We start from the raw sequence: 13,395 nt of genomic DNA on the forward strand, positions 1-13,395 counted from the left end.
AGTGATGCGAAATGAAAAACTTTGGCGGGTTTGACTGTACAGGTTGGTATTTGGATTTTATGGATGAGATGCAGGATTTTGCAACACGGCCTACAAATGTGCAAACACTGAAGGAAATGAAATCTCGATTTGAGAATGCGATAAACCAAGTAGATGAGCTTGTTCGATTGCAGCAACTTGGAAAAAATAAGCAGTGTTCATGTTGGGATGGTCACAATGCTATTCGATATGAACGTGTGCATACATCCTTCCAGCCATTGAAACCTAAAAAAATTAAAAAAATAAAATCCAAGTTGAAGAAAGCGCGTTTCAAGCCAGCAGAACTACGTCCTGTTGATGGTCGAGCTATGCGCTCTCAAGCATTCAGTGTAGAGGTAAAGCTGGGGGATGATGTTGTTTTTAGCCGTGTCGTGCCTGAAGTGGGTTCGCCTTGTGGCGTGGCAACGATGGATACACAAACAAATGTGCGAATCAAAGAGATTTTGCAATCTGCGTTAGGGTGTGTGAATACCTCTTTAGGCATTGATGGCTACACTTTTAAATATTAATCACAGCTACTTTAGAAAAACACATTCATGAATCTTCATGAATGTGTTTTTTACGCTTTTTTTAAAGTTTTGCATAAATGACCCACGCTTGAGCCAAAAGCGCTTAAATCGCAAATCAGACGGTTTTAAAAATTCTAAAAATAAATGGAAGTCCTTCCGTCTGATTCATCCCGTTTAAATTGTCTATCGTGATGCAAAATCCACTTTCTATATTTGCATCCATCATGGCTAAAAAAGACCGTTCTCAAAAGAAACAAGACCGCGCTGCATTGGAAACACCGCAGACAGCGGAAATCGCTTGGTTGGCTAACCAATGGCAAGAGCATCCCGTCGTCGGCTTAACTCCAGCCCGTTTGCACAGATTATTGACCGATGCTGAACAAGGCAATTTACAAGCTCAAGCAGATTTGTTTTGTGATATGGAAGAGCGTGATGGTCATATTTTTTCAGAGATGACTAAACGCAAACAAGCGGTGAATGGTCTACCGTGGGGAGTGAAGCCACCTAAGAATGCCTCTGAACAAGAAAAGAAAATTGCTGAAGAGGTTTATGAATGGCTGGATGACATTGAAGATTTTGAAATGTTTCTGTTTGAAGCGATGGATGCTGTAGGCCATGGCTACAGCGCTCAGGAAATCAAATGGCATCAACTTGGCGGTCTTTGGCTGCCTGAGAGTTTTCAGCACGCCCAGCCGCGCTTGATCATGACGCCATACAACCAACCAAATGAATTGCGCCTGAATGATGGCTCACCTGATGGTGCAGAATTTTGGCCTTTTGGCTGGTTTATTCATCGGCATAAAGCCAAGTCAGGCTATGTTTCTCGTTCAGGATTGTTCCGTGTTTTAGCCTGGCCGTTCCTGTTTAAAAACTATGGTGTTCGGGACATCATGGAGTTTTTAGAAACCTACGGTTTACCCTCAAAAATTGGTAAGTACCCATCTGGTGCAACTGATGCTGAAAAAATGACGCTGATGCGTGCAGTGATGAGTATTGGACGTAATGCTGGTGGGATTATCCCAAATGGTATGTCAATTGACTTTGAAGATGCCACCGATGGTGATACCAGTAATCACATGAATCTGGTCAAATGGTGTGAGCAAACCCAGTCCAAGATTATTGTCGGGGGCACGTTGCTGTCACAAGCGGATGGCAAGACCAGCACCAATGCGCAAAGTAAAACCCATGAAAATCAGTTTGATGTGATTAATAAATCGGATGCCAAGCAGTTAGCACGATCAATCAATGACAGCTTGATTACTGCAATGATGCAGCTGAATCATCCAAATATTACACCTGACCGCTATCCAAAATTTTGGTTTGACACTTCTGATACCGAAGACCTTGAGAGCTTCAGTAAATCTTTAGGTGAAATGGTCGATACAGGCATGAAAATTCCACTGACATGGGCGCATGAACGTGCAGGTATTCCAATGCCTGCGGATGACAAGGAAGCGATTCTGACCCGCGTACAAGCACAGACGCCACAGTTGGCAATGAACAATTGGCAACCGCACTTACTTGGGAATTTACTGGCTGCCAATTCAGCGCATATTCCACTGGATGAGCAAGCGGTGCAGCTCCAGCTGCGCGATCAGGCCAAAGAAGCCCAACAGACTGCTGAACTTTGGATGCAGGACTTAATGGGCAAAATTAATGCTGGGCAAGATGAAAATGAAATCTTGGCGGTTCTATCTGAGCTGTATCCAACTGATGATGAGCCTGTGCTTCAGGAAAAGCTGACTCAGCTGATTTTTGCTGCGGAAGTATTTGGACGCTTAAGCGCCCAGGCGGATGCGGACAATGGCTAAAACCCCACAACGCCCAGAACTCAATGCATTGTTTGAAATGCCCCCACAGGATGCAATTGACTACCTGAAAGCCAAGGGTTTTAAAATTGGTTGGGATTGGCATGAAACATTGGATGAGGCGCACAGTCGAGCCTTTACCGTTGCTAAAGTGGCTCGCATTGATTTACTTCAGGATATTCGTAAATCTCTGATTGATGCCATGCAGCAAGGTCAAGGCTTTGAACAATGGAAAGCCAATATCACCCCCACACTTCAACAAAAAGGCTGGTGGGGAAAGCAAACAGTCGTTAATCCTGCGGGTATGGAACAACCTGTTCAGTTGGGTAGCCCTCGACGCATTAAAACCATCTTTGACACCAATATGCACAAGAGCCTTGCCGCTGGGCGATATAAGGCAATGATGGCAACAGTTGAGACCCGTCCAATTTGGGTATGGGTGCATATTTCAATTTCTAATCCCCGTAAAATTCATTTAGCCCGCAATGGTGAAGCACGTCGCTATGATGATCCTTTTTGGTTATACGCTTATCCTCCCGTAGGATTTGGCTGCCAGTGCAAAGTGATTGCAAGACGTGAGAGTGATATTGAGGATCAAAACTTAAACTTGATACAGACTCAGCCTGAAGATATTGAGCATCAACAAGTCATTATTGGGAAAAGTAGTTTTACAGGTCAGGATGTGGTTTCTACGCAAACCCGCATTCGCATTAAGCAACAAGACGGTTCTGAGTCTTTCTTGAGTCCAACGCCAGGCTTTAATAGTCATCCAGCTTCAAGTTATTTACTGGATACAGAGCTTGTAAAGCGTGCAGCAGATTTAATGGGCGCTGAGAAAGGGATTCAACAAGTACAGCAGATGCTGCTTTCACAACCTCGTCTAAAAGCACATGAGGCTTTTGTGCAGAACTCCTTAAGTTTTGCCAAACCTCAGAATAAGACCAGTACTGTAGGTGTGCTGAATTTGAAGGATATTCAGTTTTTAACTGCAAAGAATATTGCGGTAGAAAGCCCGATTATCACCATCAGTGATCACCTATTGACGGGGAAAAAAGCCCAACGTCATGGTGATGCGGGTAATGCAGCGACAGTGGACGAATGGCTTGATTTACCTACATTGATTGCAAAACCGACTCTTGTGCTTTGGGATGTGAGCAATGAGAGTATTTTATGGATTACGCCCAGTCTGAATAGTGAAAATCCCAAAGAAATAATGAAACTGTCTGTGCGATCACGCGATGGCGTCATGCAAATTGTTAGTATTTTTAAGGTTTCGATGGATTCTATTTTGGGAAATGTGAAGTCTGGTTTGTATCTTGATATGAGGAAAGAGTGAGATGGTGGACGACTTGCACGTCATAATGCCAAGGCTTGCGCCCCACAACCATTCTATTTGGAAACTACCATCTCAGAGGTTAGTATAAATTATGAGCTTCATAGAAATCAATAATGCTGAGTTAACCACCAAGTTGAGCCAAGTAGCTGAAGCAATGCAGGATACTTCACCGCTGACTGCGGCTATTGCTGGCAGTTTTGTGGCGGTGGTCGATGATAACTTTGCAGCGCAAGGACGGCCTACCTGGGCTGGACGTAAACCATCCACCATCAAAAGCTATCAGCGTAGAGGCTTGTCTTATGGTGGGGTGTTGCAATTATCAGGTGCCTTACGGTCACGTATCACATCCAGTTCAGATCGGGATAGCGCTAGTATCGGCAGCAATATGCCTTATGCAGCGATTCAGCATTTTGGTGGAACCATTAAACACCCTGGTGGAACCAGCTATCAAAAAGGTGCTCGTCTAGCCAGTTTTACCAATAATAGTTTTACAGGCCCTACATCGGGCGTTACAGGTGCACACGACATCAAGATTCAACCCCGTCCATACATGCCGATGGATGAACATGGATTTTTACAACCTGAAGCTGAAACCGAAATTTTCAAAGACGTCGATTTCTATTGGAAAAAATTCTTCTAATTTCCTAAAAATAATCGGAAGTCCTTCCGTCTGATCTTTTTATGCAGTTGGTTTTAATCTGACTGCATGAAAAAGAATCTTCTCGCAGCTTCGTGCTCATTCGACTTATCAAATTTATCAGATCACTTTGTATTGATACCTGAAGGTGTCTTTCGTAGTGAGATTGATGGACGTCCTTATGATGCGCCTCATTGGGAACTTACCTCTGAACGTGGTCATCAAATGGCTGCGGCTTTGAATCAGCGCAAAATTGACATGGTCATTGATTATGAGCACGCCACTTTAAAATCAAAAACCACGGGTGAACCTGCACCTGCTGCGGGATGGCTGAAATCAGCGGGGTTTACCTATGTTGAAGGAGTTGGATTATGTAGCACTGACTTTGAATGGCTCGATAAAGCAAAAACGCATATAGAAGCCAAAGAATATAAATATATTTCCCCAGTCTTTTTGTACACCAAGACGGGCGACATTACGGCTTTAATCAATGTTGCCTTGACCAATACCCCTGCACTCGATCAGCTGCCTGAAGCAAAACTTGCTGCTGCGGCTCAGGAACTTTTTTCCCAAGATTTACCACAACAGGATTCAGAAATGAATGAAGAGTTATTAGAACGCCTGCGCTGGATGTTGAATCTGCCTATCTCAGCAACTGCTGAAGACATTATTGCAGAACTTAATAAGCTTACAGCGCAGATTCAAGACACCACTGGTGTTGCTGTGGCCGTCAACAGTCAGAACTTATTTGATGCAATTGAAGCTATGAAGCAATTGAAAGTTGCCGCCAACAGCTCAAATGCTGTCGATCCAACCCAGTTTGTACCGATGGCTGTTTATCAAGAAGCGGTTCAAAAAGCAGGCAATGCAGATGCTGCGGCTAAAGCCAAAGAAATCGACGATTTGATTGTTGCCGCATGTGGTGATGGTCGTTTGACTGGAGAAGCAACCATCAACTGGTACAAAGCTCAGGCTGCAACCAACCCTGACTTTGTAAAGACACAGCTTGAATCTTTACCCAAAATTGCGGCATTGACTCAGCAACAAACCAGTCAGGTGAATTTGGCTGCGAATCATCAGCAGCATCAAGGAAATCAACAAGTCACCGCTGAAACTTTAGCTGTCGGGAATTTAATGGGTGTTGATTGGAGTGAGAATAAATTATGAGCAGTATCTTAAATCAAGATGAACGTCAAACATCTATGCGGGAAATTGGCCTAATTGGTGTTCCTGTAAAGGCTGGTGTGATTCTTTTAGCAGGTTTTGCCGCAGCGGTTGATGCAACAGGTTTTGCTGTTCCAGTGACTGCTGCGACAGGACTGACATATTTGGGGCGCTACGAAGAAAGCGTGGATAACTCTGCTGGAAGTGATGGTGATGTTTACGTCTTGGTCCGTTATGGCTGTGCCTTTCAATTTGATAACAGTTCAGCAGATCCAGTAACTCAAGCCTCATTTGGCACGGTGTGTTATTTCGCAGATGGTGAAACAGTAGCTAAGACGGATGCAGGCACTACTTTGTCTACTGCTGGTCGTGTAGTTGGTATTGATGAAAATGGAGTATGGATCGAATGAATGTAAATGGCGCAAACTTAAATGCGATTTTCTTGAACTTAAGTAAAGTTTTTAATCAGACTTTTAATGTTGTTCCTGTCGAATATACCGATATTGCAATGGTTGTTCCAAGCAATGGGGCTTACATTGATTATCGTTGGTTAGCTAATTTCCCTCAAATGAAGGAATGGGTGGGTAAAAAGCATATTACCAAACTGGCTGAATATGATTACGTCATTCGTAACAAAGACTATGCGGCTACGATTGAAGTCCGTCGTAACGATATTGAAGATGACCAGATGGGCATCTACAAACCACAGGCAGAATCGGCAGCCTGGTCAGCCAAACAACATCCCGATGAATTGGTTTTTGAAGCGGCCAATACCGTATTTACAGCCAAGTGTTATGACGGCCAGCCAATGGTATCTGGAAGCCATAAAGTTGGGAAATTAACCGTTAGTAATAAAGGAACCAAAAAGCTTTCAATTGAAACGCTAGCGAAAGCACAAGCATCATTTGGCGCTGCACGAACTGCTATGCGTAAATTCAAAGATGAATCTGGCCGTCCTTTAAATATCACGCCAAACGTATTGCTTGTCCCTGCCGCACTTGAAGATATTGCTAACGCTTTAATGACTGTCGACAAGCTTGAGGATGGAAAACCTAATCCATATAAAGGCACTGCAAAAGTTAAAGTTTCAGCACGTCTTACAGATGACAACGCTTGGTTCTTATTGGATACCACAAAGCCTGTTAAACCATTTGTTTATCAACAACGTAAAAAGCCTGTCTTCGTTCAGCAAACCAATATGGAATCACCATCAGTATTTATGGAAGGTGTTTTCCACTTTGGTGCAGAAGCTCGTGGTGCTGGTGGTTACGGATTCTGGCAAACCATTTTCGGTTCGACGGGTACTGTGGACTAATTAGGAGCATAAGCCATGTATGCAACGGTAGAAGCGATGAAGCGAAAATTTGGTGAAACCATACTGATTCGGCTAACTGATACTGAACAGCCCTATCAAGGCGTAATCAATATTGAAAAGCTGAATTCAGCGATGCAAGAAGCAAATAGCGAAATTGATGCCTATGTGGGGAGTCGCTATCCACTGCCGTTGCAGGTTATCCCACCATTTTTGACTGAGATTGGCTGTAACTTGGCGCGCTATTATGCGGTTACAGGCGATTTTTCTGAAAATGATTCAATTAAGAATCGTTATGAATCCTCGATTAAAACCCTCACTAAAATTTCCAAAGGAGAACTCACCCTAGGTAGTTCTCCAGCTGGAGAATCTAAACCGGTGCAAACCTCTTCTAATAATGTGGTGTTTGCTGTAGGCCGTCGCGATTTTGGTAATAGGGGCTGGTAATGCTGAATTTATCCATCATTGAGCAAGCCATTAAGGATGAAATGGCACAGCAAATTCAGGAAAAGAAATGGCCTTGGATGCGTGAAATCTACACCTATGGTGGTCAGTTCGATGATGGTATTGATGCCATTATTCGCCACTTTCCTGCGATTTGGGTGACTTTTGATGGGAGTAAAACACCTGTAAAAACCAGCGCAAATAAAACCAAGATGCCGATTACTTTTGTGGTTTTGGTAGGCGCTGAGTCTGTTCGTAATGAAGAGTCACAGCGGCACGGTGCGGGTGCTGATATCGGTACGTTCGAGATGTTACATCATGTACAACAATTGCTGACTGGCAATGATCTATCCAGCCAGGGGCTAAAAGGCTTAGAACATTTGGAACTGGGGCGAATTAAAACTATTTTTAACACGTCTAACCGCGGCCAGTCATTAAGTGTACTGGCGCAAGAATTTACCACCTCTTACACCATTACTGCTTCAGATCGTGTCCGTGAAGAAGCTGCTGAAGAGGCATGGCTGGAACGTGTCAACATTAATTACCATTTTGACCCGAAGGATTTTGGTGTATTCGAATCTGATCTGGTCGAGCTAAAACGATGAGATAGAAAATGAGTTTAAATATTCAAGCTGAGGTTAATTTAGATATGACAGTGCGTATTACTGGACGTGATTTGGTTACGGGTGCCTACCTTGCTCAACTCAATGCACTTTTTGAAGCTGTAGAAAATTTAGGTGGCACGATCAATTATCCAAATCCTACAACACCTGCAACTCCTGATTTTATCAACTGTACATTTGATGGTTATACCCTCACTTATACAGGCGGAGTCTTTGACTTCAATGACGGTCATGGTGCTGTTCCTGCATTGGTTGCTCAATTTGATTTAATGCCTCTGAACGTGATTGGTAGCTTTGCATTTTCTAAGTCTGCTTACGAGTCATTTATGATTTGTATTGATGATGCAACCACACCGCTAGGGATTAAAAATAGTCAGTCTCTATTTATATCCCAGTCAAATGAAGCATCTGCTACAACAGGTGAAATTCAAATGTTTAAGAATGATGTGTTGGATCAGTCGATTGACATTTCTGCTTTAACAGATTTTCGTTTGAATTTACATCGCATTGCTGAGCAACGTGTCTCTGTAAATGTAAAACAGCCAAATTTCCAAGATATTGGTAATCCTACCGCCATGGAGGATTTAAACATTCAGCGTGGCTGGTTAGCTGTGAAACTAGCTACAGTTAATAGTGCATTTTCGATGAATACTTCGTTTGAAGTTATTGAAGCGTGAGGTAGGTATGTCTATTCAAAAAGGAATTAAAACACCTGGTGTTTATACCGATGTCAACATTAACACGCAACGTACTGGCTTAATTGCCAATACACACAAGGTTTTGTTTATCACAAATGATGATCAACCTGATGATTCAAGTATGCCAATTTCTATTTACGATAAATCCAAAGCAGATGCTAATTTTGGTGTGAATAGTGAAGCTGGGCGCATGATTACAGCTGCAATCAAAACGAACTCACTGGTGGATGTTCAAATTTTGGGAAAGCCATGAGTGGAGATGTAGACGATTGCTCGGCTACTTCCACAAACACGAAACCGCAAAATCAAGCTGTAGTGGCGGGAACCTATTCTTTAAGTTTTGAAATTACAGAAGCAGGTGTGACAAGCACGCGCACTGCGACTTATGTCAACACAAAAACTCGCACACTCGGCATGCTAATGCTTCGTCTGTTGGCTGAAATTGATTTAGGGTCATGGGCATCCATTTCACCGACCTATCAGGAATGTACAGCATTATTTACTTTTTCTGATGTCAGCTCTGAAGCGGGTGACCAATCTAAATTTGGCGGTCTAGATGAGACAACAATTAACGGCATTACAACATCAAGACCTATTGATTTAAAAATTATCCAGACTGTAGATCCAGATGGTGAAGATTTATATGATCTCATTTTTGGGAATGAGTATGTATCTAACACTGTGCATAGTTGTGGTTATAGTTTGGTTGCTGGTGAAGTTATCTAAAAAGGAAAGAGAACATAATGTCAATTCAAGAACTCATTGCCCCGCTCGGGCATACGATCATCGCATTGTCAGCTCCACCAGCCGACCTTGCTGAAACAACCGCGTGGATTACGCACTTAAATTCAGTTAGTGATCCGATTAACCAAAAACCTGCAATTTTAGTGATTCCGTTTTCAGATATTGAAACAGCTGAGACTTATGCCGCTCAAGCAGCTGTCGAAACGTCGTATCGAGTTGTATGTGTTTGCTACCACGGTGCAATCGGTCAAGAGGCTGAACTTGCGGCAGCCATGGCTGCTGCACTGGCAGATTCAAGTGACCCTGCATTGCCGTTCAATGGGGTTAATTTAGGTGGCATCACTGCTGTTGAAGATCAATACAAACTCACTTTTGAGCGTGTTGAAGCGGCACTGCGAAATGGTGTTTGTATGATCCAGACGGGTGTGGATGGAAATCCTGAGATTGTCCGTGCCGTTTCTACGTATCGTATTAACCCAGACTCGGGTGATGAAGATGATTTAATGTTGGATATCAATGGCGCACTTACCATTGACTATACCCGCAAAGTCATGCGTACAGCGGCATCGAAAGAGCGTCGTCGTAAAAATACTGCTACATCTCGTCGAAACTTGCGAACTATTTTCATGACTGAAGCATTAAAGCTTGAAAAAGCGGAAATTCTTGAAAATGTCACAGCTACAGCAGATCAGCTCACTGTTACGCAAGATGATACAGATAAATCTCGTGCGAATGCGACAATTCCAGCGTATTGGGTGCGCGGTATGCATGTGATTGCAACAACATTAAACGTGTATTGATCATATATCGCTAGGTTTATCGACCCTAAAAAGACTGCATTTTTGCAGTCTTTTTTATTTTAAATGGAAGTCCTTCCGTCTGATATCTAAATACAAATTGAGAAAAAATAAGCCAACATTTAATTCGAGACTACACAAATGTCTGAAGAAGCAGTTAGCTTTATTATTTTGAGCGCCAATGGTGATGAATATGACTGTGCATCATTTAGTGCTACAAAAACGACAGGCAATCGTCCAGTCGCGACGATGAACCGAACGCGTGAAGTGAAGTACAAATCAAAAGGACTTCGCACCTATGCACTCACTGTTGCCGTGGTGATTCCTGATGGTCAGGATCAAATTAATTGGCTTGAAGTTGAAGATGTTCGTCTCAGCATTGAGTCAGAGACTGGAAACTATCGTGAAACTTATATTGATTTCAATATTCAAACAATCAGCGACTCTTACGATGTTGCAGGTGAAACACGTCGAAACCTCGAAGGTTTTGCGCTGAGCTATATTTCTGAAAGCCTATAATTCATAAGGGAAAACAACATGTTTCAAGTTGAAGGCACACTGCCTGTCGCATTAAAAGCACTCGATGGTCAGACTGAGATTAAGAGCAAAAAAATTGTTATGCGTCAAATGACAGCGATTGAGTATATGCAGTCTCAGTCAGGCAATGCTGGTCAATATATTGCGATTGCAGATCTTGCAGCCATGACCAAGCTGGTGGATGAAGATGGTAAAGAACATGAAATTACTTACAACATGTTAGGTCATTCCTCAAAGTCTAATCTTGAATACCTCAATGAAAAGCTGAAAGAACTTGAGGAAAAGGAAAAAGCCGAAGAGTAACGGAGGGAGCGCGGTTGATCCGCGCTCTTCTTTCTATGGGCATCCCATACGATGAAGCCATAAAGCTTCCAACCGATGTGGCAATCGCCATACTCGTAGATGAGCGGCCAAACAATACTCGTCCTAAAACACCCAAAAAACAGCAAAGTCCCAAAACTGAAACTTCAACCACAACGACCACCACCAAAGTTGCAACGAAGCGTAGACACTCCCAACCAAAGGCATAAGCGATGAGCAAGAACTCTGTAGTCTCCTTAACCCTTCAAGTCAAAGGCCAGCAAGCCAGCCAAGAGCTGAAGCGGATTGCTACAGAGCAAGTCACTGCTGTGCAAAGAATTAATACTGAACAGCAAAAGCTTGCACCCATTCAGGCTACTCAGATTAACAATGCTAAAAAAATCTCGGATGAACTTCGTAAACAAGGTCAAGCATTTACAACCCAAAAACGTGAAGTACTTGCTTTGGATACTGCACGAAAGTTGGGGATTAGAACTGAGCAGCAGATCACCACTGAGATTAAAAAAACCCAAGGTGCTTACACCCAGTTAAGTATTTTGCAACGACAAGGTTTAGTTACGGCTAAAGATATGGAGCGTGCATACGCTTCGATGAAATCACGTGTAGCAGCCCTCAATACTGAGCTAGGTAAAACAGTATCGACTGAAAAACAAATTCAGCAGATTCAAAAGACTGGTGGCTCGGGTGGAATGAGTACTTTACAGCGTGGTGGCGCTGTCGCTGGTGCTGTTGTTGGTGCTGGTTATGTGATGCAGAGACCAGTTCGCGATGCAATGCAATATGAAAAAGATTTAGCTCAATTATCAATTAATGCGTATGACAATCCAGATGATCGAAAGACTGGCCAAAACACACTACGCTCAATGATTTCAAAGACTGCAAAGCAATATGGTCAAACAACTGATGATGTTTTAACGGGTTTGAATAGCTTAATGGCATCAGGTAAATACAAAGGGAAAAGTGATGCTGAAACCGAAAAAAATCTAGAAAATGCTCTTAGCGCGGCAGCTGAGGCGGCTCAAGCCTCTGGAGGAGATATTCTAGATTTTGCTCAGTTATCAATTGCGGCTAAGTCAAAAAATATAAGTGAGCGGGAGTATATGGGGTATGCAGTTCAAGCTGGTAAGGAGGGAAATTTTGAGACACGAGATTTAGCTAAACATCTTTCAACTCAATCAGGTATGTTGCCCTCAGATCCAGCCAATCGACAGCGTCAAGCATCACAATTGATGGCGCTGAACCAAGTTGCCATGTCTACAGCAGGAACAGCTGATCAAGCTGGTAATAATGTTACAAACCTTTTGTCAAAAATGGGGGCTGAAAGTACCAAAAAGACATTTAAAAAGGATTATGGCATTAATCTTGATGAAAGGTATTTGGAGGGTGCTAAAACTGGGAAAACCCGTTTTGATGTATTTGGTGAAGCTTTAAATGAAGCTATGCAAAAAGATATTCGTTATAAAAAGGTCATTTCAGATTTAGGAAAAACGAATAATTCAGGTGAGCGCGAGCAAATTTTACTTAGTCAACAAGGGATTCTAGAGCAATCTGCACTCTCTAATATTTTACCAGATATGCAGGCCTTAGCAGCTGGAGTGGCATTTGCGACACAGTTGAAAGAGTTTAATCGCATCACTACGGCAAACCAAGAAAAAGGCTTGCAATCATTGACTGAAGATGCGGGCACAATGCGGGATACTGCTGGTTATGGTGTAAACCAACTCACTGTAACAAAAAAGAATTCTGAATTTGAGGCTATGGGGGGATTCAATGAAGCACTTGGTGATGTATCAATAAAGTTGTCAAAGTATGCAGATGAATACCCGAAAATAGCAGAAGCTGTTGCAGGTGCCACAGTTGCAATAAGTGCTTTAGCTGTTGCTGCTGGTGGTGCAGCATTGGTTCAATTTACTGGCGGTAAAGGTTCTGCCCCAGACTTACCCATAGGAACCAAAACTAAAGGCGCACCAAAAGTAAAAGGCTCAAATGGATTAAAAGCAGCGGGATTGGCTGGTCTTGCTTATACTGGATATGAGTTATTTGAGCCTATTGATGACTATATTTACAGCTCTTTGGATAAAATTCGTGGTGGATCAGGTGAACGGCCTGATTTTGTTCAACAGGCTATTGATAAGAGCATTGCTGCTCAATCTGAGCAAAATGCAGAGCTGGTGGCTAAACAAGAGCAAGCAAACCAATTAAGCCAAGAGATGATTGGAAAATTAAACTCTTTAATCTCAGTCACCCAACAAAACAAGCCAATTCCTTTCAGCGCAAGCGGCTTACTGGGTGATATTACCAAGCATGCAGCAACTGAAGAAAAGCGTCACGGTGTCGATTTATTGTCTTATGGCCAAAAATAAAAGGAAGTCCTTCCGTCTGATATTAGCTTAATAGTTTTTGAATAATAACCTCACTAAAAGTGA

Annotated in this window: 17 protein-coding genes; all 17 read left to right on the top strand. The window is 42.7% G+C overall.

All coding sequences use genetic code 11. The features are described from left to right. Positions 1 to 11 precede the first annotated feature (11 nt). The 17 genes from B9T36_RS07080 to B9T36_RS07160 all read left to right on the top strand — a co-directional run bounded on the left by B9T36_RS07080 (position 12) and on the right by B9T36_RS07160 (position 13,332). Positions 12 to 548 (top strand): hypothetical protein, encoded by a 537-nt coding sequence (locus B9T36_RS07080; protein ID WP_086208797.1) that lies wholly within the window; start codon positions 12 to 14, stop codon positions 546 to 548. 224 nt (positions 549 to 772) lie between these two features. Further along, positions 773 to 2,359, top strand: coding sequence for a DUF935 domain-containing protein (locus B9T36_RS07085; protein ID WP_086208798.1), 1,587 nt, complete (start codon positions 773 to 775; stop codon positions 2,357 to 2,359). Beyond that, positions 2,352 to 3,692 (top strand): phage minor head protein, encoded by a 1,341-nt coding sequence (locus tag B9T36_RS07090; RefSeq protein WP_086208799.1) that lies wholly within the window; start codon positions 2,352 to 2,354, stop codon positions 3,690 to 3,692. The genes B9T36_RS07085 and B9T36_RS07090 overlap by 8 nt, the downstream gene beginning before the upstream one ends. A gap of 91 nt (positions 3,693 to 3,783) precedes the next feature. Continuing rightward, entirely contained in the window at positions 3,784 to 4,332 is a 549-nt protein-coding gene (locus B9T36_RS07095) for a phage virion morphogenesis protein (RefSeq protein ID WP_086208800.1), read from the top strand. Positions 4,333 to 4,398: 66 nt separating this feature from the next. Beyond that, entirely contained in the window at positions 4,399 to 5,496 is a 1,098-nt protein-coding gene (locus B9T36_RS07100) for a phage protease (protein WP_086208801.1), read from the top strand. Next, positions 5,493 to 5,903: a hypothetical protein gene (locus tag B9T36_RS07105; protein ID WP_086208802.1), complete on the top strand. Its 411-nt coding sequence runs from the start codon at positions 5,493 to 5,495 to the stop codon at positions 5,901 to 5,903. The genes B9T36_RS07100 and B9T36_RS07105 overlap by 4 nt, the downstream gene beginning before the upstream one ends. Continuing rightward, on the top strand, positions 5,900 to 6,808 hold the full coding sequence (locus B9T36_RS07110) for a Mu-like prophage major head subunit gpT family protein (protein WP_086208803.1): 909 nt from the start codon (positions 5,900 to 5,902) through the stop codon (positions 6,806 to 6,808). The genes B9T36_RS07105 and B9T36_RS07110 overlap by 4 nt, the downstream gene beginning before the upstream one ends. Positions 6,809 to 6,823: 15 nt before the next feature. Continuing rightward, the gene (locus B9T36_RS07115) at positions 6,824 to 7,252 is read left to right on the top strand and encodes a gp436 family protein (protein ID WP_086208804.1); all 429 of its coding nucleotides are present in this window, start codon (positions 6,824 to 6,826) and stop codon (positions 7,250 to 7,252) included. Further along, positions 7,252 to 7,854 (top strand): phage protein Gp37, encoded by a 603-nt coding sequence (locus tag B9T36_RS07120; protein ID WP_086208805.1) that lies wholly within the window; start codon positions 7,252 to 7,254, stop codon positions 7,852 to 7,854. Before B9T36_RS07115 ends, B9T36_RS07120 begins: the two co-directional genes overlap by 1 nt. Before the next feature lie 8 nt (positions 7,855 to 7,862). Further along, positions 7,863 to 8,549 carry a hypothetical protein gene (locus B9T36_RS07125; protein ID WP_086208806.1) on the top strand — a complete coding sequence of 229 codons (687 nt, stop codon included), beginning with the start codon at positions 7,863 to 7,865 and terminating at the stop codon, positions 8,547 to 8,549. 7 nt (positions 8,550 to 8,556) lie between these two features. Continuing rightward, complete coding sequence (locus B9T36_RS07130) at positions 8,557 to 8,823, top strand: hypothetical protein (protein WP_086208807.1); 267 nt, start codon at positions 8,557 to 8,559, stop codon at positions 8,821 to 8,823. Further along, positions 8,820 to 9,296 (top strand): hypothetical protein, encoded by a 477-nt coding sequence (locus B9T36_RS07135; RefSeq protein WP_086208808.1) that lies wholly within the window; start codon positions 8,820 to 8,822, stop codon positions 9,294 to 9,296. Before B9T36_RS07130 ends, B9T36_RS07135 begins: the two co-directional genes overlap by 4 nt. Before the next feature lie 17 nt (positions 9,297 to 9,313). Beyond that, positions 9,314 to 10,114, top strand: a complete 801-nt coding sequence (locus tag B9T36_RS07140) for a phage tail protein (protein WP_086208809.1) — start codon at positions 9,314 to 9,316, stop codon at positions 10,112 to 10,114. A 138-nt stretch (positions 10,115 to 10,252) separates the two neighbouring features. After that, complete coding sequence (locus B9T36_RS07145; protein WP_086208810.1) at positions 10,253 to 10,630, top strand: hypothetical protein; 378 nt, start codon at positions 10,253 to 10,255, stop codon at positions 10,628 to 10,630. An 18-nt stretch (positions 10,631 to 10,648) separates the two neighbouring features. Continuing rightward, positions 10,649 to 10,951, top strand: coding sequence for a hypothetical protein (locus B9T36_RS07150; RefSeq protein WP_086208811.1), 303 nt, complete (start codon positions 10,649 to 10,651; stop codon positions 10,949 to 10,951). 14 nt (positions 10,952 to 10,965) lie between these two features. Further along, positions 10,966 to 11,178: a hypothetical protein gene (locus B9T36_RS07155; protein ID WP_139841350.1), complete on the top strand. Its 213-nt coding sequence runs from the start codon at positions 10,966 to 10,968 to the stop codon at positions 11,176 to 11,178. 3 nt (positions 11,179 to 11,181) lie between these two features. Next, positions 11,182 to 13,332, top strand: a complete 2,151-nt coding sequence (locus B9T36_RS07160) for a hypothetical protein (protein WP_086208813.1) — start codon at positions 11,182 to 11,184, stop codon at positions 13,330 to 13,332. Positions 13,333 to 13,395 lie beyond the last annotated feature (63 nt).

Origin of the sequence: Acinetobacter sp. ANC 4204, from assembly GCF_002135205.1 — a bacterium.
Taxonomy (GTDB): Bacteria; Pseudomonadota; Gammaproteobacteria; order Pseudomonadales; family Moraxellaceae; genus Acinetobacter.

Excerpts from the sequence above, each read along its gene's own strand:
- B9T36_RS07105 (WP_086208802.1), top strand. The coding sequence starts at position 5,493 with ATGAGCAGTATCTTAAATCAAGATGAACGTCAAACATCTATGCGGGAA.
- B9T36_RS07160 (WP_086208813.1), top strand. The coding sequence starts at position 11,182 with ATGAGCAAGAACTCTGTAGTCTCCTTAACCCTTCAAGTCAAAGGCCAG.
- B9T36_RS07125 (WP_086208806.1), top strand. The coding sequence starts at position 7,863 with ATGAGTTTAAATATTCAAGCTGAGGTTAATTTAGATATGACAGTGCGT.
- B9T36_RS07080 (WP_086208797.1), top strand. The coding sequence starts at position 12 with ATGAAAAACTTTGGCGGGTTTGACTGTACAGGTTGGTATTTGGATTTT.
- B9T36_RS07140 (WP_086208809.1), top strand. The coding sequence starts at position 9,314 with ATGTCAATTCAAGAACTCATTGCCCCGCTCGGGCATACGATCATCGCA.
- B9T36_RS07145 (WP_086208810.1), top strand. The coding sequence starts at position 10,253 with ATGTCTGAAGAAGCAGTTAGCTTTATTATTTTGAGCGCCAATGGTGAT.
- B9T36_RS07150 (WP_086208811.1), top strand. The coding sequence starts at position 10,649 with ATGTTTCAAGTTGAAGGCACACTGCCTGTCGCATTAAAAGCACTCGAT.
- B9T36_RS07100 (WP_086208801.1), top strand. The coding sequence starts at position 4,399 with ATGAAAAAGAATCTTCTCGCAGCTTCGTGCTCATTCGACTTATCAAAT.
- B9T36_RS07090 (WP_086208799.1), top strand. The coding sequence starts at position 2,352 with ATGGCTAAAACCCCACAACGCCCAGAACTCAATGCATTGTTTGAAATG.
- B9T36_RS07130 (WP_086208807.1), top strand. The coding sequence starts at position 8,557 with ATGTCTATTCAAAAAGGAATTAAAACACCTGGTGTTTATACCGATGTC.
- B9T36_RS07120 (WP_086208805.1), top strand. The coding sequence starts at position 7,252 with ATGCTGAATTTATCCATCATTGAGCAAGCCATTAAGGATGAAATGGCA.
- B9T36_RS07135 (WP_086208808.1), top strand. The coding sequence starts at position 8,820 with ATGAGTGGAGATGTAGACGATTGCTCGGCTACTTCCACAAACACGAAA.
- B9T36_RS07085 (WP_086208798.1), top strand. The coding sequence starts at position 773 with ATGGCTAAAAAAGACCGTTCTCAAAAGAAACAAGACCGCGCTGCATTG.
- B9T36_RS07095 (WP_086208800.1), top strand. The coding sequence starts at position 3,784 with ATGAGCTTCATAGAAATCAATAATGCTGAGTTAACCACCAAGTTGAGC.
- B9T36_RS07110 (WP_086208803.1), top strand. The coding sequence starts at position 5,900 with ATGAATGTAAATGGCGCAAACTTAAATGCGATTTTCTTGAACTTAAGT.
- B9T36_RS07115 (WP_086208804.1), top strand. The coding sequence starts at position 6,824 with ATGTATGCAACGGTAGAAGCGATGAAGCGAAAATTTGGTGAAACCATA.